At 51.8% G+C, this 22,154-nt stretch carries 24 protein-coding genes; 1 reads left to right on the top strand and 23 read right to left on the bottom strand.

All coding sequences use genetic code 11. The annotated features are described in order from the left end of the window. Nucleotides 1-174: 174 nt before the first annotated feature. Nucleotides 175-1,296: a GerAB/ArcD/ProY family transporter gene (locus VXK30_RS04200; RefSeq protein ID WP_275713115.1), complete on the top strand. Its 1,122-nt coding sequence runs from the start codon at nucleotides 175-177 to the stop codon at nucleotides 1,294-1,296. 161 nt (nucleotides 1,297-1,457) lie between these two features. On the opposite strand, the gene VXK30_RS04195 is transcribed toward VXK30_RS04200, so the two are convergent. The 23 genes from VXK30_RS04195 to VXK30_RS04085 form a co-directional block, all read right to left on the bottom strand. Then, on the bottom strand, nucleotides 1,458-1,718 hold the full coding sequence (locus VXK30_RS04195) for an HPr family phosphocarrier protein (RefSeq protein ID WP_275713116.1): 261 nt from the start codon (nucleotides 1,716-1,718) through the stop codon (nucleotides 1,458-1,460). A gap of 23 nt (nucleotides 1,719-1,741) precedes the next feature. Further along, entirely contained in the window at nucleotides 1,742-2,476 is a 735-nt protein-coding gene (dagF, locus tag VXK30_RS04190) for a 2-dehydro-3-deoxy-phosphogluconate aldolase (protein WP_275713118.1), read from the bottom strand. Nucleotides 2,477-2,480: 4 nt separating this feature from the next. Further along, nucleotides 2,481-3,587, bottom strand: a complete 1,107-nt coding sequence (locus VXK30_RS04185) for a DgaE family pyridoxal phosphate-dependent ammonia lyase (protein ID WP_275713120.1) — start codon at nucleotides 3,585-3,587, stop codon at nucleotides 2,481-2,483. Between the two features lie 32 nt (nucleotides 3,588-3,619). Next, nucleotides 3,620-4,267: a DUF4310 family protein gene (locus tag VXK30_RS04180; protein ID WP_275713122.1), complete on the bottom strand. Its 648-nt coding sequence runs from the start codon at nucleotides 4,265-4,267 to the stop codon at nucleotides 3,620-3,622. A gap of 28 nt (nucleotides 4,268-4,295) precedes the next feature. Next, nucleotides 4,296-5,018 carry a DUF4311 domain-containing protein gene (locus VXK30_RS04175; protein ID WP_038323013.1) on the bottom strand — a complete coding sequence of 241 codons (723 nt, stop codon included), beginning with the start codon at nucleotides 5,016-5,018 and terminating at the stop codon, nucleotides 4,296-4,298. Beyond that, complete coding sequence (locus VXK30_RS04170) at nucleotides 5,019-5,333, bottom strand: DUF4312 family protein (protein ID WP_275713125.1); 315 nt, start codon at nucleotides 5,331-5,333, stop codon at nucleotides 5,019-5,021. It abuts the gene before it with no gap. 2 nt (nucleotides 5,334-5,335) lie between these two features. Further along, nucleotides 5,336-5,704 carry an SFCGS family glycine-rich protein gene (locus tag VXK30_RS04165; protein ID WP_038323009.1) on the bottom strand — a complete coding sequence of 123 codons (369 nt, stop codon included), beginning with the start codon at nucleotides 5,702-5,704 and terminating at the stop codon, nucleotides 5,336-5,338. Further along, on the bottom strand, nucleotides 5,701-6,078 hold the full coding sequence (locus VXK30_RS04160; RefSeq protein WP_329494172.1) for a PRD domain-containing protein: 378 nt from the start codon (nucleotides 6,076-6,078) through the stop codon (nucleotides 5,701-5,703). The genes VXK30_RS04165 and VXK30_RS04160 overlap by 4 nt, the downstream gene beginning before the upstream one ends. Beyond that, nucleotides 6,044-7,174: an amidohydrolase/deacetylase family metallohydrolase gene (locus tag VXK30_RS04155; protein ID WP_275713127.1), complete on the bottom strand. Its 1,131-nt coding sequence runs from the start codon at nucleotides 7,172-7,174 to the stop codon at nucleotides 6,044-6,046. Before VXK30_RS04155 ends, VXK30_RS04160 begins: the two co-directional genes overlap by 35 nt. Then, complete coding sequence (locus tag VXK30_RS04150; protein WP_275713129.1) at nucleotides 7,128-9,077, bottom strand: BglG family transcription antiterminator; 1,950 nt, start codon at nucleotides 9,075-9,077, stop codon at nucleotides 7,128-7,130. The genes VXK30_RS04155 and VXK30_RS04150 overlap by 47 nt, the downstream gene beginning before the upstream one ends. Nucleotides 9,078-9,419: 342 nt before the next feature. Further along, nucleotides 9,420-9,650 carry a small acid-soluble spore protein Tlp gene (tlp, locus tag VXK30_RS04145; protein WP_275713130.1) on the bottom strand — a complete coding sequence of 77 codons (231 nt, stop codon included), beginning with the start codon at nucleotides 9,648-9,650 and terminating at the stop codon, nucleotides 9,420-9,422. Nucleotides 9,651-9,855: 205 nt separating this feature from the next. Then, nucleotides 9,856-11,028, bottom strand: a complete 1,173-nt coding sequence (locus tag VXK30_RS04140) for an iron-containing alcohol dehydrogenase (protein ID WP_275713132.1) — start codon at nucleotides 11,026-11,028, stop codon at nucleotides 9,856-9,858. A gap of 19 nt (nucleotides 11,029-11,047) precedes the next feature. Beyond that, on the bottom strand, nucleotides 11,048-12,073 hold the full coding sequence (locus VXK30_RS04135; protein ID WP_275713134.1) for an alcohol dehydrogenase catalytic domain-containing protein: 1,026 nt from the start codon (nucleotides 12,071-12,073) through the stop codon (nucleotides 11,048-11,050). Between the two features lie 24 nt (nucleotides 12,074-12,097). Then, a complete protein-coding gene (locus VXK30_RS04130; protein ID WP_275713135.1) occupies nucleotides 12,098-12,778 on the bottom strand; it encodes an L-fuculose-phosphate aldolase in 681 nt (226 codons plus the stop codon). 47 nt (nucleotides 12,779-12,825) lie between these two features. Then, the gene (locus tag VXK30_RS04125; RefSeq protein ID WP_275713136.1) at nucleotides 12,826-13,881 is read right to left on the bottom strand and encodes a 2-hydroxyacid dehydrogenase; all 1,056 of its coding nucleotides are present in this window, start codon (nucleotides 13,879-13,881) and stop codon (nucleotides 12,826-12,828) included. A 96-nt stretch (nucleotides 13,882-13,977) separates the two neighbouring features. Then, nucleotides 13,978-15,414, bottom strand: coding sequence for a PTS galactitol transporter subunit IIC (locus VXK30_RS04120; RefSeq protein WP_275713137.1), 1,437 nt, complete (start codon nucleotides 15,412-15,414; stop codon nucleotides 13,978-13,980). Nucleotides 15,415-15,479: 65 nt separating this feature from the next. Continuing rightward, on the bottom strand, nucleotides 15,480-15,782 hold the full coding sequence (locus VXK30_RS04115; RefSeq protein WP_038322984.1) for a PTS sugar transporter subunit IIB: 303 nt from the start codon (nucleotides 15,780-15,782) through the stop codon (nucleotides 15,480-15,482). 25 nt (nucleotides 15,783-15,807) lie between these two features. Next, nucleotides 15,808-16,293: a PTS sugar transporter subunit IIA gene (locus tag VXK30_RS04110; protein WP_275713139.1), complete on the bottom strand. Its 486-nt coding sequence runs from the start codon at nucleotides 16,291-16,293 to the stop codon at nucleotides 15,808-15,810. A gap of 140 nt (nucleotides 16,294-16,433) precedes the next feature. Further along, nucleotides 16,434-16,925: a hypothetical protein gene (locus VXK30_RS04105; protein WP_275713141.1), complete on the bottom strand. Its 492-nt coding sequence runs from the start codon at nucleotides 16,923-16,925 to the stop codon at nucleotides 16,434-16,436. 13 nt (nucleotides 16,926-16,938) lie between these two features. Further along, nucleotides 16,939-18,660 (bottom strand): phosphoenolpyruvate--protein phosphotransferase, encoded by a 1,722-nt coding sequence (gene ptsP, locus VXK30_RS04100; RefSeq protein ID WP_275713143.1) that lies wholly within the window; start codon nucleotides 18,658-18,660, stop codon nucleotides 16,939-16,941. Next, nucleotides 18,551-20,734, bottom strand: a complete 2,184-nt coding sequence (locus VXK30_RS04095) for a BglG family transcription antiterminator (protein ID WP_275713145.1) — start codon at nucleotides 20,732-20,734, stop codon at nucleotides 18,551-18,553. The genes ptsP and VXK30_RS04095 overlap by 110 nt, the downstream gene beginning before the upstream one ends. A gap of 22 nt (nucleotides 20,735-20,756) precedes the next feature. Beyond that, nucleotides 20,757-21,017, bottom strand: a complete 261-nt coding sequence (locus VXK30_RS04090; protein ID WP_275713147.1) for an HPr family phosphocarrier protein — start codon at nucleotides 21,015-21,017, stop codon at nucleotides 20,757-20,759. 302 nt (nucleotides 21,018-21,319) lie between these two features. Beyond that, nucleotides 21,320-21,877, bottom strand: coding sequence for a hypothetical protein (locus tag VXK30_RS04085; RefSeq protein WP_275713149.1), 558 nt, complete (start codon nucleotides 21,875-21,877; stop codon nucleotides 21,320-21,322). Nucleotides 21,878-22,154: the final 277 nt, after the last annotated feature.

The raw sequence follows: 22,154 nt of genomic DNA, 5'->3' as shown, positions 1-22,154 counted from the left end.
GGTTAGAAACCCACAATATGCAGGATGGCTTCAGTAAACTTTGGGCCGGATTTTTGGGGTCTGAAATCAAATTCCCCTTATCACACTTAGAGTAAATTACCCTGCTCTTGAGAATAATAGCAATGATTGTTGCCGATCACCAAATTTTTTTGTTCACGCGAGGAAGCAGACAGAATGACAAATTACAAAATAACGGGAAAACAGATGACAAGCCTCTTTTCTCTGTTCTGGTTTGGGACTCTCGTCCTTTTCGGCGCCGATAAGGATGTAAAGCAGGACTTTTGGGTATCGATTTTACTTGCGGCTGTTTTCATGATACCGATGGCCGCACTGTATATCCGATTAACAAGGCTTTACCCGGAAAAAGATCTGTACGAAATGCTGTTTGCCATATTCGGGCGTTTCTTCGGAACCGTCATGTCGCTTATCAGCGTGTTTTTTTCCCTCTTTATCGGGTACAGGGTACTGGGCTCTTTCAGTCTTTACATCAAAACTACCGCTTTGGACAGCACTCCAAGAAACGTTACCTCCATATTTTTCATTATAATGACCATAGCGGCTGTTACATGCGGAGCCGAAACAATCGCCCGTACTTCGAATTTTCTGATAAAATTTGTGATCGGCTTTGTGTGCGTTTCCACTCTGATTTGCCTTGGTAATATGAATTTGGAAAATTTAAAGCCGGTGATGAATTCCGATCTGAAAGTGATTTTGAATTCATCCTATAAAATATTTATCATTCCATGGTCGGAAGCTTTCATCTGTCTGTCTTTCTTTTCCAAAATAGACCGAAAAGAAAGCACTAAAAAAATCCTCGTAAACTCTATGCTGCTGATCATATTAACCCATTTGGTGATAGGGTTGCGGAATGTGCTGGTTTTAGGACCGTCGGCATCAATCTATTATTTTTCGTCCGATATGGCAATCAGTACGGCTTCTCTGGGCGATTTTTTCGAGAGATTTGAAATACTGGTTGGCGTAAATCTGGTGCTTGCCGGGACTATAAAGCTCTGTGTCTGTATTTACTCCGCTTCTTTAGGACTCTATCATATTCTCGGCAATACGGAGCGAAAGTTTCTGGTCGTTCCCTGTACTCTTATCATATTGACAACCAGCCTGTCGGATCTTCAAAAACTGAGCGATGTTTTTGACCGGATTCCCTCTCTGGTAATTTCCATGACTCCTTTTGAAGTGATTTTTCCCGTAATCATATGGATTTCCGCTGAAATCCGAAACCGCAAAAAGACAAAGCCGGCCGCCGATCTCCCCGGCGATCTTCCCGGCATCGTTCAGTAATACTGCGGCCCGATATTGTTACAGCCGGTGCAGTTGTTAAAAACAACTGCACCGGCTGTACGGTTATGCCCCGTTTTGTGCGGAGATTTTCCGAGTCGGAAGGAATTTTGCCGGCAATCCGCACGGCAGGGACCTCCGGAAGCCCGAACGGGTCTCCGCTCCTACAAATTGTTGGTAACCAGTGTCTTCATCGCGGAGATAGCGGCTTCCTCGTCCTTACCGTCAGCCTGTACCGTGATGACGTCGCCGTGCTTGACGCCCATCGCCATCAGGTTCAGAATTTTGGAAACGTCCGAGCTTTTCCCGTCTTTGCCGCGGATGGTAATCGAACTGCTGAACTTTTTCGCTTCCTTTACCAGCATCCCGGCGGGCCTCGCATGAATTCCCAATTGATCTTTGATTGTATAAGTAAATTCTTTCATATCTTCTTTTCCTAATTCTAAATTTATACCAATTCTTTTACGATCGACAGCAGATTCCTTACCTCGTCAATCTTTGTGTTTCCGCTCTCTTTGTCAATAATAGAGCTGTAGACATGCGGAATGATTTTTTCCACACCCGCCTGTAAGATAATCTCCATAATTTCACGGAAATTATCCGGGCTGATCCCGCCGGTCGGCTCCAGAATGAAATGGTTTCCGGCGCAGGCCTGCGCCACCGCTTTCAGCTCTTCCCTGCTTTTCAAGCCGCCCATCGGGAAAAACTTGATGGAGTTCCCGCCCATTTCCCGAATCATGGCAATGGCCGTGTCCACCGGGATGACCGCGGGCTGTTCGCAGTCCTTGGACAGCGGCCCGGTGGAGATCTTCACCATTCCGGCCGTTCCAGAGGGGGACACGAGGGCGTTGATATGGCTGGATTCATTCCCCACGTTTGCCCTTGTGCAGCCGACCGCGGAAAACACCTGGTTAAAGTGATTGGCCTTGACTTCCCTTGCAATCTCCGCGACCGCTTTCCACTGAGCGGGATTTCCGCCGCCCAGCCCGACAGAGAGATTCCCTTCCAGCACGTCCATGTATTTTTTCATATCCTCTACCGCGCTCGGAACATCCGGATAGCTGGCGGAGAGCACGCCGGCCTCCACATGCTTTTCCGCCGCCCGATAGATTTCTTCCGCGTTTTTCAGGCTTCCGGCCAGCACGTTCAGGCATACACGATGATGATAGTAATTGATTCCCATGATTTCATCCCTTCATAATTTCTTTCAGTCTGCTTACAATCAGTTCCTTGTCGCCCTCGCACAGCGGTCTCGGGTCAAGGTCCAGCTTGCCCAGATTCAGAAATTCGGCCCGGCAGTAAATAATGGGGTCCCCGGCGCGCAGCTCCCTGTTGATGTCCTCGATCTTTTTGTCGCTGACCGCCGTGTCCACCGTCACTCTGGCCCGGTAAATCGCCCGGCCCGCTTCATCCTGGATCTGAACCGCCTTCAGGCCGGGAATCCTGTTGATCTCGTCGCACAGGTAGCGCACTTTTCCCAGATTCTCTTTGACTTCCTTTTCGCGGTCCTTGTTTTCATAGCGGTCCAAAGCCTTCAAAAGGCCCATAATGCCTTCTTTGCCGATCTTCATGGGGCGTCCGATTCCGTGGTACTGCTTTTTTGCATACTCGATATATTCCTTTTTCCCGGTCACAAATCCGGAGGTCGTCGCTTCAAGGGCCTTTGCCCCGCTGTACACCACCAGATCGGCCCCCATGGCGAGGTATTTCCGGAAATCCTCTTCCGCCGCCGCGTCGATGATCAGGGGGAGCTGGTGACGGTGCGCGATATTCCGCATTGTTTCGATATCCAGCATCCCCTTCTGCACGCAGTGATGGCTCTTGACATACAGCAAAGCAACCGTTCTTTCGTTGATGGCCTCTTCCACGTCCTCCGGGACGACTTCATTCACGGTGCCCGCTTCCACCGGCACCCCGCCTCCAAGCCGGAGCATCGTCGTCATCGGCGCCCCGAATTCGATGCTGTGCCCCTTCTGAAGAACAATTTCATTCGGAAGCCCTGCGGAGTCCGGAAGGCGGTCCATAATCGATTTTTTCCCTTTTGAGATCAGCCCGGCCACTGTGAGGCAAATCGCGGCGGAAGCGCAGGACGCCACGCAGCTGTCCTCGCCCCCTGTGTACCGGGAAATAATCTCGCCTGCGCGGTTGATCAAATCCTCGATCACCACATAGGACTGTCCCCCGGCGGCCGCGGCCCGGGCCACTTCATCGCTCAGGGTGGAAACACCCAGCAGGGTTACGCGCCCGCAGCAGTTAACCACCCTTTTTAATCCGATATCCTGATATACACTCATTTTGAATTCTCTTTAATCCCTTTCACTGTTCATTACAGAAAAATCGCACCCAGAATCATGGCGCCCAGAATGGCGCCGCCGGTCATTTCTTTGCCCCACTTGTAGAAAATTGCCGCCCCGACAATCGCGCCGATTCCCGCAAAAACATTATACTGTGTTGCCGCGACGACAATCAGCGGAGCAAGGTAACGTCCCACCGCATTGCCGGCGCCCATCATGATGCTGGTACCGCCGACGGTCATGCCTTCCGGCACTACCTTGCGGATAATAATCAGCACAACACCAATGACAATTCCAATCACCGCGCCTACGATTAACGCGGCAAAGAAATTGGAAAACGGGAACTTCCAGCCCATGGACAAAAACACTGCCGGGATGCCGATGCCTACGCCGGTCATCAGGCTTCCGCCGATATCCATCAGACCGACCAGCGGCCCTTCCAGAATTCTGGCGATCAGGAACCCAGCGGCAAAGCCCGCGGCTGCCGCGTAATCGCCGCTGCTCATCCCGTCGGTCAGCATGGCGACGATGGAGATTTCATTAAACGCGCCGGTACCGAATTTGATAAACAGATAGGTTCCGGCAAAGATCGAGGCGGCCGCTCCCATCACGAGCAGAATAAAGGTACTGTCTTTCATCATGAAGGCATCAAATTTTTCCGAAAATGTTCTCTTTTCCATTTAAGATTTCCTCCTGTATGTATCAGAATCATGAACCGATAACGAACTTGCCGAAAAATCCCCTGAAATAAGCGATCGCGACAAACATGATCACCACGATGCCGATCAATATCTGGACCATTCTGCTCTTATAGCCGTTTTCTTCAGCGGATTTTCCAATCAGAATTCCCAGTACGATACCGGGCACCGCATTTCCGGAAATCAGCGCGGAGACTCCGCCCAGCACGGTCCCCCATATTCCGACTACCTTTCCGGCATCAACAGCGGCCAGCCAGAAAATAGCGGGCATGACCGGATTGATCAGCCATCCGGTGGCAGGGGTCAGTACATTTTTTGCAATCAGGGACAGCTTTTCCGGAATGAGCTGAGACATGGTGTTCAGGAAAACAACGACGACCGCGCCCACCGCGGAACCGGCCAGCATCATCTTTCTCGGATTCCAGACCGTCTCCTCCATATTTCTGTTTTTCAACAGCAGAACCGCCGCGCCCCAGTTTGTAACGATTCTGTGAAACACATCCTGCGTCAAGGCACCGGCCGCGACAGCTGAAGCCGCTGAGGAAAAGAAAAATCCCAGTCCAAACGAAAAATGGGCGATCGGGTCCCCGTTGCAGGCGTTCATTTCGCCCAGTGTTCGGAAAGACCCCATTGCCTGTACTTCCGGCGCGTGAAACATGCGCGCCGCGCCGGCGGCAATACAGCCCCCGCCGACAGCCCCGATAATCAAGGAATAAAGAATGATCTCCAACATTTAAAGCTCCTCCTTCGCAATATCAAGATACTTTACTTTCACCACGATTTTGGCGGTAATGGTATAAGCGACTTTCTCCCTCGGCCAGAAGAACAGCATAAAATGCTCCGTCCGGCTCTTTGTATCCACCTTTTGAAAAAAGACTTCCTCGGCTTCCATCTGGATAATCGGTTTCCGGAACTCCGCGAAGATTTGTTTCCGCATATTCTGGAAAAGCTTGCCTGTAACACTTTCCAAAGAATCTCCGCTTGCGGTAACCACAAGCTCGTGGCTGATTTCTTTCAGCAGCTGCTTGTTTTGCAGATTATTCAGCATACTTATTCACCGTGGACCTTGCGATAAGTTTCTACCAGCCTCTGGCCCAGCTCTTCCACATCCAGAAATCCCAGACCGACCACCTTGCACCCTTCTTCCACGGCAGTACAGGCTGCCTCTACGGAACGAAGCTCGGATTTTGCCGGATAACCGTATTTGGTCTTTGCCGTCAGCGCGCCGGCGCCGCCGCTTCCGCAGAAGCTGATCCCGAGGTCCGCATTGTTTTCATGCATCACGTCCCCCAGCTTCATATCCGCGGCCATTCCCGGAATCACGATGGCCGTTCCCCCGGCCTTTTCCACTCCGCGGGCGACGGCCTGACCTTTCCCCATACGGTGTCCGATCACGACCAGCACCTTTTTTTCACTCATTGTTCTGTTCCTCCTTTTGTCTTTTGGATTGTCATTTCTATATGGGTTGCCACAAGAAATACTTCTGTTTGATTGATGGGCAGATGTTCTTTTTCAAACAAGCCCCCGACAATGTCTTCCGCCATGTCATACACTTTTTGGGGCACCTGTTCGAAATCTTCCTCTTCCATATCCTCTACAAACGAACGGGTCTTTACCCTTTTGAGCAAAGCCAGGATATGGTTTGCGAACATGAAGTCCGCCTCTTCATCCATCACGATCCCATACGATTTCAATTTTTCCTTTGCTTCCCGATAGCACCGGATAAACTCGTTTTTTACAGAGATATCCAGCTTACTTTCATTTAACAGCGTGTTCCATGATTGCACTTTCATTACCTCTACTGTATATCGTTTTCTTTAATACAAGCTTTTGTTTCAGTTTCAGGGAATCGCCGATGGAATCCAGCACGGTTTCCTCGCAGGACGTCAGTTCCATAACGTTAAAGTCGGCGGTCATGCCGACGACGATCTCCCCCAGCCCTTTCAGGCCGAAATGTCTGGCCGGTACGCTGGTGCACTTCGCCACCGCGTTTTCCAGCTCTTCCCCGCAGTTGATGGTCTTGCTGACAACAGCCGCCAGGCTGTAAACAGGCCCGTTATAATTTTCAATATGTAAATCGGTAGAGATCATATCGCAGTCGAAACCGTCCCTCAGCGCCCGCTCAAACACGCGGAAGCTGAAGCTCGCGACTCCGTGGCCCACATCAAACTGGACTCCCCTTTCCCTGGCCCTGCGCGCCTGTGGGATCACATGTCCCTCTTCGTCGAGGATGCCGCCCGCCTTTCCGTGGAAGGAGTGGGTCACGACATCGTTTTTCTGCAGCAGGTCCAGCACCTCCGTAAATTCCGGAGGGCGGTTCCCGACGTGCACCATCAGCGGCTTGCCCACCTCGCGGGCCGTCCTGACCGCAAGCGCGATGGGCTCCAGCCCCATGGCGCAGACGACGCTGGCGCTGGCTCTGGCCTTCAGCCCCACGATGTTGTCCGGATATTTTTGGAGCATCTCCTTCAGCCGGGGAATGTCGATATTCTTCCTGTCGCTCAGCTCATGGCCGTGGGTGAGCCCTTCTTTGGCGAGGTTTAAAAGGGTAAATACTTTTGTTCCGCTTTTTTCAATATAGTTCTCCCGGAAATCCTCGTAATTGTCCGCGCCGCTGCTCCCGGCGTCCAGAATCGCCGTAGACCCCCGCCGGATACCCAGCTCATCCGGTTCCATTCCCAGCGATACCTTCGGGTAACAGTGCGTATGGATATCGATGAAGCCGGGGGTAACGATACATCCCCGTGCATCGACGACGGTCCCCTGGGGATCGATGGAATCCCCGACTGCCGCGATGACTCCGTCCCTGACCAGAATATCCCTGACATCCCCGTGATATCCGTTAACCGGGGAAATCAGCCTCCCCTTTTTGATCGTTAGTACTTTCATCCTCATTTCCTCCTATAATGTATAAGAAAAACGCTATTTTTTCTTCTATGCTGATACTCACCTGCAGGGAGTTTTCCACCAGCTTAAAGAACTGCTCCATGATCTCGTAAATCACCCTGTGGTCATTCGCGATCCTGATGTACTCTTCCGCGATTTCGGGCGGGGTATCGTGATCCGAGCCCTGAAACCACCGTGGAACAGCCATGCTCATATGGATCACCATGCCGAGAAGCACATCCTGACTCATCCTGTAATTCTCCGGGAATTTGGAGGTATATTCCAAAAGCGTCAAAATCAGCTTGCTGATGATATTGGCGGCATAGGTCAGATTATGAAAGGCTGTTTTCTGCTGAACGGTTCCGGCTATTTCAAACGGGTCGTCCTTTGAGTTAAAGGAGGCCCGGTTTTTCTCCTGCAGGGGAATCTCATCGACCAGTTTGCCGTAGTCAAGAAACTCCTGAATGCGTTTGATGTCCTCCATCGGAAGTATCTGTGAGATTTTCAGAACCGGTATGCTTGTGATGTTCAGCGGGATGGTCGATATGACAAAGTCGACCGCTTTCCCGAAATTCATATTGGAAAGCTGATAAGGAGAAACCTGTCCCGCGATATTCAGCATGGGAAACACGTTGCCCAGCCGGATGGCCAGCAGGTTCGACAGGCCCTTGCCCGTTCCGCAGACCAGCAGAACATTTTTCTTCCTGTTTAATTGATTTTTGCAGTTTTTATATAAGTAAACGGCAATATAGCAAACTTCCGTTTCCGTAAAATCAATTGAAAAATCCTGTTTCAGGATGTTGGAACACTCTTGTGCCATGCGGTAGAAGTCGAGGTAATTTTCTTTTACCTCACGGATAACAATATAGTTCTCCTCTTTTTTCTCCTTCGCGTTGAGGAACAGGAACAGCGAGCTTTTCAGATGCCCGTATAAATCGTCAAAAAGAGAGGTCATATCAAACTTGTAGCTGCCTTTTTCTTCCTGCGTTTTCAAGAACTTTAGAATCTTCTGCAGGCTGGAATTGACCTTCTGCTCCTCGATTTCCTGAATATTGACGATGATTTCGTTTTCCATCAGAACGGACTTCAGATAACCCAGTTCCGTTTTGTCGATCTTTTTGTTCAGCCTTTTTAAAAGAGTTTCGGCATACCCCTGCGAATCGTCCGCAGAATCCCCGGGGCTGCAGAAGTATTTCCGTATATCGCCCGCAATGCAATAAGACAGCAGATTTAAAAAACCGCTGTTGGAAATCCAGACATTATACTGCTCATTTACTCTTTTGATCTCATTGCTGATCGTAATGATCCTTTGAAGATTGATGTATTTTTTCAACGGGTCGGGCAAAAGCAGATACCAGTCTTCCGCCGTATAGCTTCCCTTAAAATACTGAGCCAGCCGTTCCGCCAGAATATGGCGAATGGTAAATTCGTCCCCCTGAAGCTCATAGCCCCCTGTTTTGAGGGAGGACAGATGAATCCGGTTATCGAAATATTCGTCAAACCGCGGTACGATTCTCATCAGAGTGGACCGGGAGATATAAAATTCTCTGGCGAGCAGCTCCGCCGTGACGTCTCTTTTCTTCACATAGAAATAAAAGAAAAGGTTTAAAATGCGCTCATCTTCAATACTCTTCAGAAATCCCGCGTCCTTTTCGGGCCGTCCGGCAATCAGGATTTCCGAGCACCTGGGCTTTTGTTCGACCGGTATGTAGAACCCCCACTTTGAGCGGTGGCGTATTTCCACGTTTTTTTCCGCGCAGATTTTCTTCAGTTCATTGATGTCATACCAGACGGTCCGTTCACTTTTTTTCAGTTCGTCGCGGAAAAAGGTGATATCCAGCGGGGCGGAGGAAGTAACTAAAATTTTCAGTATTTCATATTGCCTTGGTTTCAATTTTCTATTCATTCTGCCGCCATCCTTCCCAAAAGCTTTCCCCGATCAATCTGTTTCCGTCATTCCGTTCCGCTATACCGCCGCATGTTTTTTGGCTGTCTGGACAGATTGACAGTGTTATCCGCCGTTCGTGTAAAATTTATGTTAAAATTATGTTATCATAATTTCCCTCCCGCGTTACCTTATTCTTTTGCAAAATAAAAATTTTTTCTGCAATTTTGAGACTCAGCAATTGTTTTATTCCCAAGAGGTTGTGCCGTTTCTCTCTGTCAAAATATAAAAACCAGCCAATTTTTCATTGGCTGGTTCAAACAGACGAAATATTTTGTCAGACGCGGGTGCTCCGGGCATCGGTCACTTGTCGTATCCTTTTTTACGCGCGGCGGCTTCGTCACGGATTTCTTCGCGCATGCCGCCGAGCGCTTCTTCTCTTCTTTCATTTTTCGCGATCAGATTCTTCCTCATTTTATGATCGGAAGTCGCTTTGATCGTCTCATCCGCCCGGCGCATGTTTTCGACCGTCATGTTGATGTTTTCCTGAATGCGTTCCACATTGTCCCGGCGGTCGTCCGGTTTGCTTTTCATAAATACAGCTCCTTTACAAAAGACTTCGCTATTATTATTGATAAAGCATCTCGTTTTATGAGCAGGAATACAGTTGTTTTGAAAACAACCGTTAAAACAAAGCCTGCTCAAGCACAAAAACGCCGCTTAACAGCGGCGCTTTTGCTGAATTCTAAGTATCGGAAGTCGTTCGTCATGAGCAAGTACGTATAAACAATCGGGAAAATTAAGCCTGATGCCCTTTTTCTCCGTAGTAAACCTTTAGGATCAACGCTTTCAGCTCTTCCATGGTGGGCTTTACGGGAGTAAACGGCGTACAGACGTCGGACATGGCCTTTTCCACAAGCGCGTCGATTTTGCCGAGCACGTCCTGCTCATCGGGCACAACGTCTTTCATGCGGGGAGGCACGTCGATTCGTTTGCGCAGCGCCAGGACCCCGTCCAGCAGGGAGGCTTCCCCCACAAAGGAAGCCAGCTCGTCATAACGGGCCTGCGTTCGGCTGTCGCGCGAATTAAATCGCAGTCCGTACGGAAGCACAATAGCGTTCGCCAGGCCGTGCGGCACACCGTACTCAGCCCCGAAGGTGTGGGCAATGCTGTGTACGATGCCCAGCGCGCAGTTGGAAAACGCAATACCGGCCATACAGGAAGCCTCCAGCATCTTTGCTCTGGCCTCCGCATTTTTTCCGTCCTCATAGCAGACAGGCAGATTCTGATATCCGTAAATAAACGCGGCCATTGCCATCCCGTCTGAAAACGGATTGGCAATCGGGGTGACATAGGATTCGATGGCATGGGTCAGCGCGTCCATCCCTGAAGCGGCCGTCAGGCTTTTCGGCATCGTCATGGAAAATGCCGGATCGAGGATGGCGACATCCGGCACCATGCGGCCTTTCAGGCAGCGGATCGAGTATTTCTTCTTCTTTACGGTATCTTTGATCAAAGCGGCGCGGGTCGCCTCGCTGCCGGTTCCCGCCGAGGTGGGGATACAGGCCACGCGCGCCTTTACCTTTAGGTTTCTGATCTCGTTGGGGGGCATTACGTCGTCCAGCTCCCGGTACTCCGGATTTTCATAGAAAACCCACATGGCTTTCGCGGCGTCCATGGCGGAGCCGCCGCCGAATCCGATCACCCAGTCCGGTTCGAATTCCATCATGTCCGCGGTTCCGCGTCTGACGGTTTCAAAGCTGGGCTCCGGCTCCACATCGGTATAGGCCTTCCATGCGAAGCCGGACTCTTCCAGAACGTCCGTGACAATTTTGAGCTGCCCCAGTTCCTGAAGAATGGTGCCGCTCATGACAATGTAGGCGCGCTTACGGACGGCGGGCAGCTCCTTCAGGTACTGCACCGCGTTTTCCCCGCAGTAGATATGTTCACAGCCGAGCTTGATTGAATACATTGTTGCTTTCCCACTCCTTTTAATCGTATACGATACAGTTTTTGATAACGCTGCCGGAAGCGTGTTCGCGGATCGCCTTTTCCAGATCCGGCAGCCTGTATTCCTTCTGAATATAATCCTCGCTTAAAATCACACCCATTTTCAAAAGCTCCAGCGCCGTCATGACATGAAGCGGGGTGGTGTGGAACACGCCTTTGATGGTAATCTGCGAGTAGTGCAGCAGGGTGGCGTCCACCGTCAGCTCGCTGCCGGATTTTGTGCCGCCGAACAGAAGCACGAATCCCCCTTTGCGCACCATCTGCACGCTGGTTTTCCACACGTCGATCAGGCCCGTGGCCTCGATGACGATGTCCGCGCCGCGCTTCTCATCCGTCAGCTCACGGACAGCCTCCACCGGATTTTCCACACCGGTCAGATTGCAGGTTTTCCAGACCCCCATTTTTTCCGCCAGCTTCAGACGGTTCTCCATCATATCCGTTACAATGACCTTGGCGCCCTTCAGCACCGCCAGACGCGCAAACATCAGGCCGATGGGTCCCGCGCCGTTCACGACGACGGTGTCGCCCAGATGGACGGGGCAGTTCTCAATGCCGTAAACCGCGCAGGAAAACGGCTCCATCAGGGAAGCGGTCTTGTGGGAAACGGAACTGTCCAGAACAAACATGTTCTGACGCACAATGGACTCGGGTACCTTTACGTATTCCGCGTAGCTGCCGCGGTTAAAGGTCATATTGGAGCACATGGAGTAAAGGCCTTTCTTGCAGTAATAGCACTCGTTGCAGGGGGCCGTGTTGTGGACCGCTACGCGGTCGCCCTCGTGAAAGCCCTTAACGTCTTTTCCCACTGCGGCGATCACGCCGGAAAATTCATGTCCGTAAGGATGCGGCGGCTTTAAAAGAGGATATCCTCTTTTAAAGTTTTTCACATCGGTGCCGCAGGTTGTTGAAATCTTATTTTGAATCAGTACCTCGCCCGGTCCGATTTCCGGGATAGGTACTTCCATGATGCGGATATCCTCCACACCGTACAGCATGGCAGCCAGCATTTTTCCATTCTCCCGTCATTCAGATTAATAGCCCATTCCGTCCTTTTTCTCATCCGCTTTTTTCGGCTGGCCGTAGCTCTTGAAGCTTTCCATCACCGTATCCATCTCCGCGTCGCTCAGCACAACGGGGGTTCCCACGCAGGAAGCTCTCCACTGCATTTCGGCTACGAATTCCAGATTGACGGCCAGGCCGAAGGCTTTGGCAAGGCTTGGGCCGCTGGTGACAAGGCCGTGGTTCGCCAGCAGAACGGCTTTGCTTTTGCCGATCGCCTTGGCGACGTTTTCCGCCAGCTCCGGTGTTCCGAAGGTTGCGTATTCCGCACAGGGGACCGTTGCCGCACCCGCGCCGCCGATAACGTAGTGCACCGCTTTCAGAGGGGTGTTGAGGCAGGCCAGCGTAGTGCAGAAGGTGGAATGGGTATGTACCACCGCGCGGGCGTCCGGTTTGTTCAGATACATCACGGTGTGAAGGCCGTGCTCACTGGAGGGTTTGCGGCTGCCGTCGATAATATTGCCCTTCAGGTCCATGACGACCACGTCTTCCGGCTCGGTGTCGAAGTATCCGAGGCCGGAAGGGCTGATTGCCATATAGCCGGTTTCCGGGTCATAAATGCTGATATTGCCGCTGGTGCCCTTGCTCAGGCCGGAAGAGCTCATTTTACGGCCGTACTCTGCAATTTCTTTTCTTTCCTTTTCCATCAACATAAGTCATTTCTCCTTTTCATACGCGGGGAATATCCCCGCCAATCGGTTCAAAGTTTGATATTTCTGAGATTCACCACCATATCGCTCTTTCCGGTCTCCCAGAAAGCTTTGATGGTGCGCGCGAGCAGCAGAGGCGATTTGGGAAGGGCGTCCACCACGTTGCCCGCGTTGTGCGGCGTCATGGTCAGATTGTCCAGCGCCAGAAGCGGGTCGTCCTTCGGGATGGGCTCTTCCCAGTACACGTCCAGCGCGGCGCCGCCGATGGTCCTGTTCTGCAGCGCTTTCACGAAGGCGTCCTTATCCAGCACGCCGGCGCGGGAGGTGTTGATGAGATAGGCGGTGGGCTTCATCAGGCCGATCAGCTTCCCGTCCACGCTGTTTTTTGTTTCAGGGGTCAGGCGCAGATGCAGCGTGACGATATCCGCCGTTCTGAACAGTTCCTCCTGTTCCGCCAGCCGGACCGGCAGTCCCATTTCATCCAGGGACTCCTGCGTTACGTACGGGTCGTAGGCGATGACCTTCATGCCCACTCCCGCGGCCTTTTTGGCGACCAGCTTGCCGATATGTCCAAGGCCGACCACACCCAGCGTTATTTCGCACATGGAGGTGGTATAGCCGTTATTTACATATTCCTTGCGCCATTCACCCTGTTTGAGCGCGGCGTGTGCCCGGGCGATATTGCGTGCTTCCGCGAACATCAGGCCGATTGCAAAGTCCGAGGTTGCTTCCGCGTTGCGGATGCAGTGGATAACGGGAATGTTGTATTTGGTCGCGGCCGCGACATCCACATGCTCCATGCCGCCGCGGCAGGTCCCGATGAGTCTGAGCTTTTTTCCCTGTGCGATGAGATCCCCGGGAACCGGGCAGAAATGCGTGAGCAGGATGTCCGCGTCCGCGATTTCACGGTAGACCTCTTCGGGGACCTTCTCCGCCGTCGGACCGTTTTTTTCTATGTTCTGCGCTTTCTTTTGAAATTCCTGGCGCGTTTCGGCCGGCCACACAATCGGAACGACCGTGTTCTGACCGGGTTTGCCCAGGGACTCCGCCGCCTCCGTCAGCAGCTCACAGGGGACGACGATATCGCCGATTACTACAATTTTCATAGAAATTCCTTTCTTCTTAAACAAGCATCCATTCTGCCGTTTCAAAGCGGCAAAATGAATGCTTATCCGTCAGTCTCTCATACTAAGGTTTCGGGGTCAGGCGTTTACAGCCGGCTGGGGAGCGACATACGCTTCGCCCAGAGCATGCTTTTCCAGATATTCCTGTACAGCGCCCTTATTCTTCTTATACAGGACAAACAGCACCAGATACACGGCGACGACCGCGGCGATGATGATCGGGTTCATGGTCAGGAAAGCCATGGTGATGATACCGGCCGTGCAGTTGGACATAATGAAGCCGATGATGAGGGTGCCTCCGGCCAAAGCGGTGGTGGCCGCCTCAAATCCGGCGCCGGCCGCGACCTGGGTAAAGACGGTCGCCCAGTAGGAGGCCATCATGATCTTGGCCGCGAAAACGATGCAGCCCATCAGCCAGGACTTCACAATATTGCCGTTGCTCAGGCATACGGGGATTTCCACCATATATGGCAAAGAGGGAAGAACCATAACCGGAATTACCACGTTGCCCGGGAGCAGAAACGCAAGCAGAACGGCGAAGGGAATGACCAGCAGTCCGGTGGTCAGGGTAGCCGGCTCGCCGTAGCCGAGCGCGTCGTTGACGGCGATAATGAACTCACGGTCTTTCCCGTACTTGCTGTTCTTCAGCGTCTTGCGGGAATAATCGGTCAGAGTGGTAAATCCGGAGGCAAACAGCCCGGCAACCTTCGGGAAGATCGCCATAACGGCGGAGCAGGTCACGGATACGTTGACAACCTGTCCCCAGGACGCCATGTTGTTCAGCGCGGTAATATTGCCAATCACACCCAGAATAATACCGACAATCAGTCCTATGTACATCGGTTCTCCCATGAAGCCGATCTTTTTGCGGATCGTAACAGGGTCCGCCTTGATTTTATCCATCCCCAGCTTGCTGAACAGAATGTTCAGGACAAGATACATCGGGGCGTCGCCGTTGTGGTGCGGCGCGGTCATTGCGCAGGAGGGATAGTGATAATAAGTGGACCATCTCTTCTGCAGGACCTCCGCAATCAGCAGGGTGACCAGGTTGACAAAAAGCATCAGCGCAAACGCCATCGCCAGGTTTTGCGTCAGCTGGTACAGCATGGAGCCCCAGACGATGATCGAATAGTTGTTCCACAGGTCGGACGGCATAAAGATGTCGGTCCATTTGATCAGCCAGAGGATGATCTGGAAAACCAGACCGACGCCGATGAACATCATGCCGATGTTCGTGGAATAAGCCACGGAGGCGACCGCCTGCCAGCCGATGTCCAACGCGGGCAGATTCAGCCCGCTCGCTTTTACAATCTGCTGTACCAGCGGGGACAGGACGGCTCCGAATTCTGTGGTGATGAAAGCCATGCCCTTGAGTCCCACGCCGATCAGTACGGCGGAAGAAAACGCTTTTTTGGTGGGGGCCTTAAACAGCTTGCAGATAACAAAAATAATGAGGGGTACTGTGATATAGTTTCCAAAGGTGTCAAATACACTTTTCAATACTGCAAAAAACATAATTCCTTACCTTCCTCTTTTCGGTAATTTCTGTCTGAAAAAGGGGATCTTCCACGTATGCCGCTTTAACCCAGATCCAGCTTGCTCAGTACAGCAAGGAGCTCCTCTACAAACTCGTCTTCATTGATTCCAACCAGAAACCCCGTCGCATTCAGTACCGGGATTCCGTAGATGTCGTCCACCGGGCTTGTGTAGGCGATTAAATCATAGCCTCCGTTCGCGACTGCAAGTTCCACGCCGCCCGGCGCGACCTCCGTGGATTCCATTTTGTAGCCGTGCTCCGCCAGCACGTCCTCCAGTTTGGACGACAGCATGGCAGAACTGACCGTACCGGAACCGCATACCGATAAAACCTTCACTGCGCGCATCAAGATTCTCCTCCCTTAGTTTTTATTATGATTCGTCTTCCAAAGAACTCAGGCAGTCCATAATCTCCGCCTTGCTCCCGGAATTTTTCAGCTTCTCCAACAGCTCACTGTTTTGAATGATCTTCATGATTTTTTTCAGCATCCCTATCTGCTGCTTGGAATCCTTGACCACCAGCGGCAGAATCACTTCGCAGTCCAGCGAGGTTTCCCGGTCCCCCATCATATGAAAAACAACCGGCCTTTTCGGGATAATGACCCCGACCGCCGGCTTGATCACCAGCTTGTTGTTCGTGTGAGGGATTGCTAAGTTGATCTTTTTTCCCGGAAGACCGGTGGGAAGGGCCTTTTCCCGTTCAATCACTGCGTCTCCGTATCCGGGCTTGACATATCCGGCTTCTTCAAACCGGGTAGCCATCAGCCGGATACATTCTTCGTCGCTGTTTACATCCGCATCCAAAACGATCAGCCGTTCATCCAGTAATGCTCCTATTCCAGACGCCTCCTTTTTCATTTCTCTTTCAACTAGTTGATGTGAATATCTCGCTGTTTACAACATACCATATTCCACCGGTTCAAAAAAGACCAAGTTTTTTCACAGATTGTACAGTTAATTTTGCAATCCGCTGAACTGTTTTGTGCAAACCGGCACACTTAGTAACAAATAATCAACAGCAGCGCAAATGCAGAAACCGCCGCCGCCGCAACCCGGATGATCTTCCGCGTCTTCCCGATCCCGAATTTCTGGTAACGTTCATACCGGGTAAAAACCAGCGGACATACAAAAACGGCAATCCCCATGCCGAATAAAGGCAGGTAAGTCCACCGGGCAGCGGGTTGAAACGTGAACAGCAGAAGATTTGCGATGACGAAAACCAAAAGCACCATATAAAACGGTGTGCGGAAGCGGGTATCGTAATCCACAAACTGCCTGGTCTTATGAAAGCATTCCTCGCTGCAGCAGGGCAGCTCATGCTCCGCCTCCGGATTGATGATATATTTCCTGCAAAGCGTCGGCTTCCCGCAGTACAGGCAGGGCTCCTCCCCTATCTTTCTGGTAGCGCGCGCTTTTTCCCTCTGCTTTCTCGCCTCCTGCGCTTTTGCCGCTTCCCGGCTTTCCGCGCGCTTTTTGGCTTCCGATTTCATCCGGCACCCCTTCCTATTCCGCGGAATACTCCGCCAGCAGTTGTTTCACTTCCTCAATGGTATTGCTGTCGAGCACCCGCTCTTTCAGTCCGGCGAGCTTACCCAGATCGTACCGGCGGACCAGATATTTGATTCTGCCCACCTGTTTGGGCACGACGCTGAACTCGTCCAGACCCATTGCCAGCAGCAGCGGCGTCAGCCGTGCATCCGAGGCGACCTCGCCGCACATACCGACGGAAATCCCCGCGCTGTGCGCGCTGCGGATCACCGTATCAATGGAGCGCAGCACCGAAAGATTACAAGGGTCGTACAGGTGCTGGACGCGCTCGTTCATCCGGTCGGTCGCCGTGGTGTACTGGATCAGGTCGTTTGTCCCAATCGAGAAAAATACAGCTTCCCTTGCCAGCTTGTCGCTGATGAGGACCGAGGCCGGTGTTTCAATCATGATGCCGATGGGAATGGTTTCCGTAAAAACAGTCCCTTCGGCACGGAGCTGATCCTTTGCCTTTTTCACCATTCCTTTTGCCTGACGCAGTTCTTCCAGTGTCACGATCATCGGGAACATGATCTTGACATTTCCATATGCCGAGGCGCGCAAAATGGCTCGCAGCTGCGTCAGAAAAACCTCTTCGCGGTCCAGACAGATCCGGATCGCGCGGTAACCCAGAAATGGATTGCTTTCCTTCGGAATGTCCATATAATCCAGCTGCTTGTCACCGCCGATATCCAGCGTGCGGATAATCACTTCTTTTCCCTTCGCGTTCTCCGCAATGCTTCTGTAGGTCTGGAACTGCAGCTCTTCATCCGGATAATCGTGCTGGTTCATAAAAAGAAATTCGGTGCGGAAAAGGCCCACGCCGTCACACTGCTCCGCGCAGAAATTTTTCAGGCTTTCGGCGTCTCCGGAATTCATGCACACCGCCACCGGATGGCCGTCCGCCGTGACGGCGGGCTCCCCCGCCATGGCGGCGTAAAGCTTTTTTTGTTCGTCAAGGCAGGCTTTGTCCTTCCTGAAAGAGCAGGCAAAAGCCTCGTCGGGTTCCAGAATCCCGTAGCCGCAGTCGCCGTCCACAAAGATATTTTGGCCGGAACGGGCCTCCCGCATAATGCCGGCCGCGCCTACGACAGCCGGGATCCCCAGCGTTTTGGCCAGAATCACCACATGGGAGGTGATCCCGCCCTTTTCGGTAATGAAGCCCCTCAGGAAGCGCTTGTCGACCCGGATGGTGTCCTCCGGGGAAAGGTCCTCCGCCACCAGGATGAAGGGCTCCCGCATATTCCGCATTTCCTGCCCGCCGTCGGCAACGCCGTTCAGGCGGCGGACGATCTCATCGCAGACGTTGCGGATATCGTTCGCACGCTCCTGCATATACGCGTCGGGCATGGCGGCAAATTTTTTGCTGATTTTCTCCTTTTCCTGCTCAATCGCGTAATCGATTCCTATCTGTTCCTCCCATACGGTCTGAATCGGATTTTTAAACAGAAAATCGTCCTCAACGATCGTGCGGTACGCCTTAAAAATACCGGCTGTTTTTTCCCCGTCCTCAGCCAGGGTGGTACGGTACAGCCTTTCCAGCTCTTCGGCGTACTCACGACGCACCTTTCTGAAGCGCTCTATTTCCTGTTCACAGTCCTCCACCGCCTTTTTCTCCAGTGTCAGCTTCTTCCTGTGCAGAACCAAGGTCTGCGACAGGTCGCGTCCTCCCGCTCCCGCAAGGCCGGTAAATTTTTTCATTTCCGCAATGCTCCTTGTCATTTTGATAGATTTGTTTAATGCCGTTGATATGATTGGGGTCGCTGAAATAGCGGTAAATGCTTTCCAGCACCGCCCAATGGGAATAAGAGTCCTTCGTCGCAAGCCCGACCAGAATCCCGGCGGTTCTTCCGTCGGGGCATTCCAGCCCTTTTGGGGCAAGCGCGATACAGACGTCTATTTTCGGATTTGCATCTCCCTGTAAAGGAAAATGGACCAGTACCACGTCCCCCTGAATACGGTAGGTCTGCAGCTTTTTGTTCTGCATCAGATTGTACATTCTCTGTGCAAGACGCTGACCGGCCGCCCCCTGCCGCAGCACCTTGCTGCAGTTGTGGAGAGTCTGTTCCAGATCCGCCGTTTCCGGGAGCAGCAAAAACCGGTTCTGTTCAATTTTTTCATAAAAGATATCGCTCTTGGCGCGCGGCCGTTTACCTCGTTCTTTTTCCTCAAAATAACGGAAAAGGTCAAGGTACAGCTTGTCATCCTGCACCTTTCCGTCCACGCTGCCCTTGACCCGGTTGATAATTTCGCAGATCATGTCGTCGTAACGGGCGACGGAGCGGTCCCCGCGCAGGATTTCCATGATCCGGCGCTGCGTGTTTTCCGTAATGATGGGGCCGGTTTCCACGATTTTACTGTAGGAAAAGTTTTTGCCCAGCGGCACCAGAGAAACCACCAGCGCGTAGTCCCCCAGCATCCATTCGCGCAGCTTGCTCTGGCTGATGACGCGGTAATCCAGCGAAAGGCCGAACACATCCTGCAGCTGTTCCCGCAGCAGGACCGCCACGGCCATGTTTTCGGCACCGACAATCAGCACGCCCTTGCTGTCCGCGTTTTCCTTGACCAGATATTTTTCGCTGAGGTTGCTGACAAAATAGACGCACAGATACGCCAGCTCATCCTCCGAAATCCCCCCCTCCGGAAGATCCATCTTGGCCTCCTGCACGGCTTTGCGGGTAAAGTCAAACACAAACGGGTACATGGTCTTGATATCCTTGACCAGCGGGTTTTTATCGGGGATTCCGTATTTGATGCGGTAATACATGGGGCGGATGTGATGGCTGAGCTGCCTCTGCAGCCGTTCGCGGTTCGGAAAGGAGAGGCAGGCGATGCGCTCAAAGCTCAGCACCAGCTCCTCCGCAAATTCCGCAATAAAGGTATCCTCCTGCTCCTGGGACAGAAAGTCCGTTGTCTGGATACCGAGAAACAAAGTGGTTATGTAATAGGTTTCCTGCATGGCGACTTCCACTCCGTGAACGCGCAGCTTCTGGAGGCTGAACTCCACGGAACGGAAGGAAAGGCTTTTCATCAGGGCAAGCTGTTCGTCGCTGCTCAGCTGGATGATATTCCCCTTGCGGCTGCGTATCCAGGAAACCTGAATCATCATTCTGATTAATTCGATATTTGCCAGAATATAATCGCCGTGAATATCCGTCTCGTACTGTTTGATCAGGCAGCGGCACAGCTCGCCGAAGTCGATTTCATTGTGGTAGAGGCACACAAGGTTTTTCTGCAGAAACTGATGGATATACGTCTGGCAGCCCGGGCTGGACAGCATTTGAAACTGTTCCCCCAGCATTTTCCGGATGGTCATTTCTTCACCAGAAATCAGATAACCGGATTTAATGGTACTGTTCAGGGTCAGGCCCCATCCTTCCAGCACGGCGCGCACTTCCCTGATATCGCTGAGAACGGTGTTTTTGCTGACCCCAAACAGCTCCATCAGGCAATTGATGGTAATGTTGGTGCTGGAAAGCGAAATATGGACCACTTCCATTGCGCGCCGCTCTTCCACCGAAAAGAAATAGGTCGTACTTTCCCGCAGCCGCTGGTCCAGAGCCGACGCGTCCGGCACTTCCGCAAGGATGGTCCGCCCGGAAATGACTACCTTTCCCAGTCCGTAGTACTTTAACCAATCATTGATTTTTTCCAGATCGTAATACATGGTGCGTTTGCCTACGCCCAGCTTTTCCAGAAATTTTTCGGGTGCAACACCTTGTTTCGTCGTCAGCAGGACGCGTAAAATATAAATCTGCCTGCTCTTAAGTTCCATTTGTGCCTCCCGTCTTCCGGCCTCAGTCGGAAAGATTTTGTAAAAAATGAATGACCTGCGGGCCCGCCGTCTGCTCATCCGTACCATTTACTTGTACCACAAGTTTTGTTCCCTGATACACTCCTCCGCTCAAAATACTTAAAATACTTTTTGCATTGATTTCTTCGGTGCCCTTTTTCAGAATGATGTCGCTTTTAATATTTTTGCAAAATTCCACCAATTCCGACGCCGGACGCGCATGAAGCCCCGTTTTATTATTGATGACGATCTCTTTCTGATACATTGTTTTCTCCTTCCAAGGCTCTGCCTTTTTGTAAGTTTATTAGTTTAAACATTTTATTGCATGTATCTTAACATATATTGTTCATATTGACTATTACCAAAAGCATTCATGGCGAAAAGCGCGATTTGTGCAAAGAATTGTTTCGGTTACTATTTCCCATACAGTTTTTTGCGCAGTCACGTGCTTCCGTATCCCGCAGAACGAAGAAAAACTTTTTCCAATCAAAAAAGCCATCGCCCGAAAGCGACAGCTTTTTATAACAACGGAGAAATTTCTGAAGGGATTTCAGTGAAAAAGAAACGTCAGACCACAATCAGTTCATTTTCCTTAGCCATATAGCGGGTCAGGACAAACAGCGCGCACAGCAGACCGCCATCCGCTATGGAGCTGCTCTCAAGCGCATATCCCTGAAAGGGACGGTACCCCGACAAAGTCCCCACCGTCTGATTCTGCCGGTTGTAAATCCGGCAGGAGCCGTCCCGTTCCATACGGATTGTCACGCCGGACTGTCCGGGGTCTTTTATCTGAATATTCAGGCGCTCCGCCCGCGGCAGCTTATAGGGAAAATGCCGCACGTCTTTCCTGCCGGAGGACACTTCATAGCCTATGGCGGCTGTTATCACCGGTTCCGCTTCTCTGGAGCCGCGGCAGACGATATACCGGTGGGAAGCAGGTTCGTCAGCGGATGCGGAAGAAGCTTCCGACCCGATAATGTCGGTGTAGTACAAAATTCCATGATGATTGGCCGCGATTACTTTTTGAGGGCTGAAAGGGCGGCTCCTGATCTGATAGAGCGGTTGGCCGGAAGGATCACAGGCCACCATTTTAAACAAGCGGTTTTTCAGGATTAATTTCACCACAATACCCTCTTTCCCCATGTATCTACAAAGAAATGTGCGCACGGGCAGACAATTGTAAAATAATATTATGCTATAAACTTTATATCATAAATCCAATGATTGCAAGGGCAGGGGAAGATGTGATCCCGAAAAGATGGGAAGATCGTTCCGGCCGTCAGCCGAAAAAAGCGCTGCCAAGGCCGTAGGGAGGCTGTACCGCCTGAATTCCGCCGCCCCGGGACACGAAAAAACCACCGGAGTCAAACTCCGGCAGTTTTTCGCAAGGACGGCAGACGGA

Source organism: Caproiciproducens sp. CPB-2 (assembly GCF_036287215.1).
GTDB lineage: Bacteria > Bacillota > Clostridia > Oscillospirales > Acutalibacteraceae > Caproiciproducens.
Note: the sequence above shows the minus strand (reverse complement) of the source record. Positions and strands in the feature narration are given on the sequence as shown.

Coding starts and splice junctions, on each gene's coding strand:
- VXK30_RS04095 (WP_275713145.1), bottom strand. CDS start 20,734: ATGGAACTTAAGAGCAGGCAGATTTATATTTTACGCGTCCTGCTGACG.
- VXK30_RS04090 (WP_275713147.1), bottom strand. CDS start 21,017: ATGTATCAGAAAGAGATCGTCATCAATAATAAAACGGGGCTTCATGCG.
- VXK30_RS04195 (WP_275713116.1), bottom strand. CDS start 1,718: ATGAAAGAATTTACTTATACAATCAAAGATCAATTGGGAATTCATGCG.
- VXK30_RS04120 (WP_275713137.1), bottom strand. CDS start 15,414: ATGTTTTTTGCAGTATTGAAAAGTGTATTTGACACCTTTGGAAACTAT.
- VXK30_RS04180 (WP_275713122.1), bottom strand. CDS start 4,267: ATGGAAAAGAGAACATTTTCGGAAAAATTTGATGCCTTCATGATGAAA.
- VXK30_RS04125 (WP_275713136.1), bottom strand. CDS start 13,881: ATGAAAATTGTAGTAATCGGCGATATCGTCGTCCCCTGTGAGCTGCTG.
- VXK30_RS04170 (WP_275713125.1), bottom strand. CDS start 5,333: ATGCTGAATAATCTGCAAAACAAGCAGCTGCTGAAAGAAATCAGCCAC.
- VXK30_RS04185 (WP_275713120.1), bottom strand. CDS start 3,587: ATGAGTGTATATCAGGATATCGGATTAAAAAGGGTGGTTAACTGCTGC.
- VXK30_RS04130 (WP_275713135.1), bottom strand. CDS start 12,778: ATGTTGATGGAAAAGGAAAGAAAAGAAATTGCAGAGTACGGCCGTAAA.
- VXK30_RS04105 (WP_275713141.1), bottom strand. CDS start 16,925: ATGAAATCGGAAGCCAAAAAGCGCGCGGAAAGCCGGGAAGCGGCAAAA.
- tlp (WP_275713130.1), bottom strand. CDS start 9,650: ATGAAAAGCAAACCGGACGACCGCCGGGACAATGTGGAACGCATTCAG.
- VXK30_RS04155 (WP_275713127.1), bottom strand. CDS start 7,174: ATGAAAGTACTAACGATCAAAAAGGGGAGGCTGATTTCCCCGGTTAAC.
- VXK30_RS04135 (WP_275713134.1), bottom strand. CDS start 12,073: ATGCTGGCTGCCATGCTGTACGGTGTGGAGGATATCCGCATCATGGAA.
- ptsP (WP_275713143.1), bottom strand. CDS start 18,660: ATGAAAAAATTTACCGGCCTTGCGGGAGCGGGAGGACGCGACCTGTCG.
- VXK30_RS04140 (WP_275713132.1), bottom strand. CDS start 11,028: ATGTATTCAATCAAGCTCGGCTGTGAACATATCTACTGCGGGGAAAAC.
- dagF (WP_275713118.1), bottom strand. CDS start 2,476: ATGGGAATCAATTACTATCATCATCGTGTATGCCTGAACGTGCTGGCC.
- VXK30_RS04200 (WP_275713115.1), top strand. CDS start 175: ATGACAAATTACAAAATAACGGGAAAACAGATGACAAGCCTCTTTTCT.
- VXK30_RS04115 (WP_038322984.1), bottom strand. CDS start 15,782: ATGCGCGCAGTGAAGGTTTTATCGGTATGCGGTTCCGGTACGGTCAGT.
- VXK30_RS04160 (WP_329494172.1), bottom strand. CDS start 6,078: ATGAAAGTGCAATCATGGAACACGCTGTTAAATGAAAGTAAGCTGGAT.
- VXK30_RS04150 (WP_275713129.1), bottom strand. CDS start 9,077: ATGAATAGAAAATTGAAACCAAGGCAATATGAAATACTGAAAATTTTA.
- VXK30_RS04165 (WP_038323009.1), bottom strand. CDS start 5,704: ATGAGTGAAAAAAAGGTGCTGGTCGTGATCGGACACCGTATGGGGAAA.
- VXK30_RS04175 (WP_038323013.1), bottom strand. CDS start 5,018: ATGTTGGAGATCATTCTTTATTCCTTGATTATCGGGGCTGTCGGCGGG.
- VXK30_RS04110 (WP_275713139.1), bottom strand. CDS start 16,293: ATGAAAAAGGAGGCGTCTGGAATAGGAGCATTACTGGATGAACGGCTG.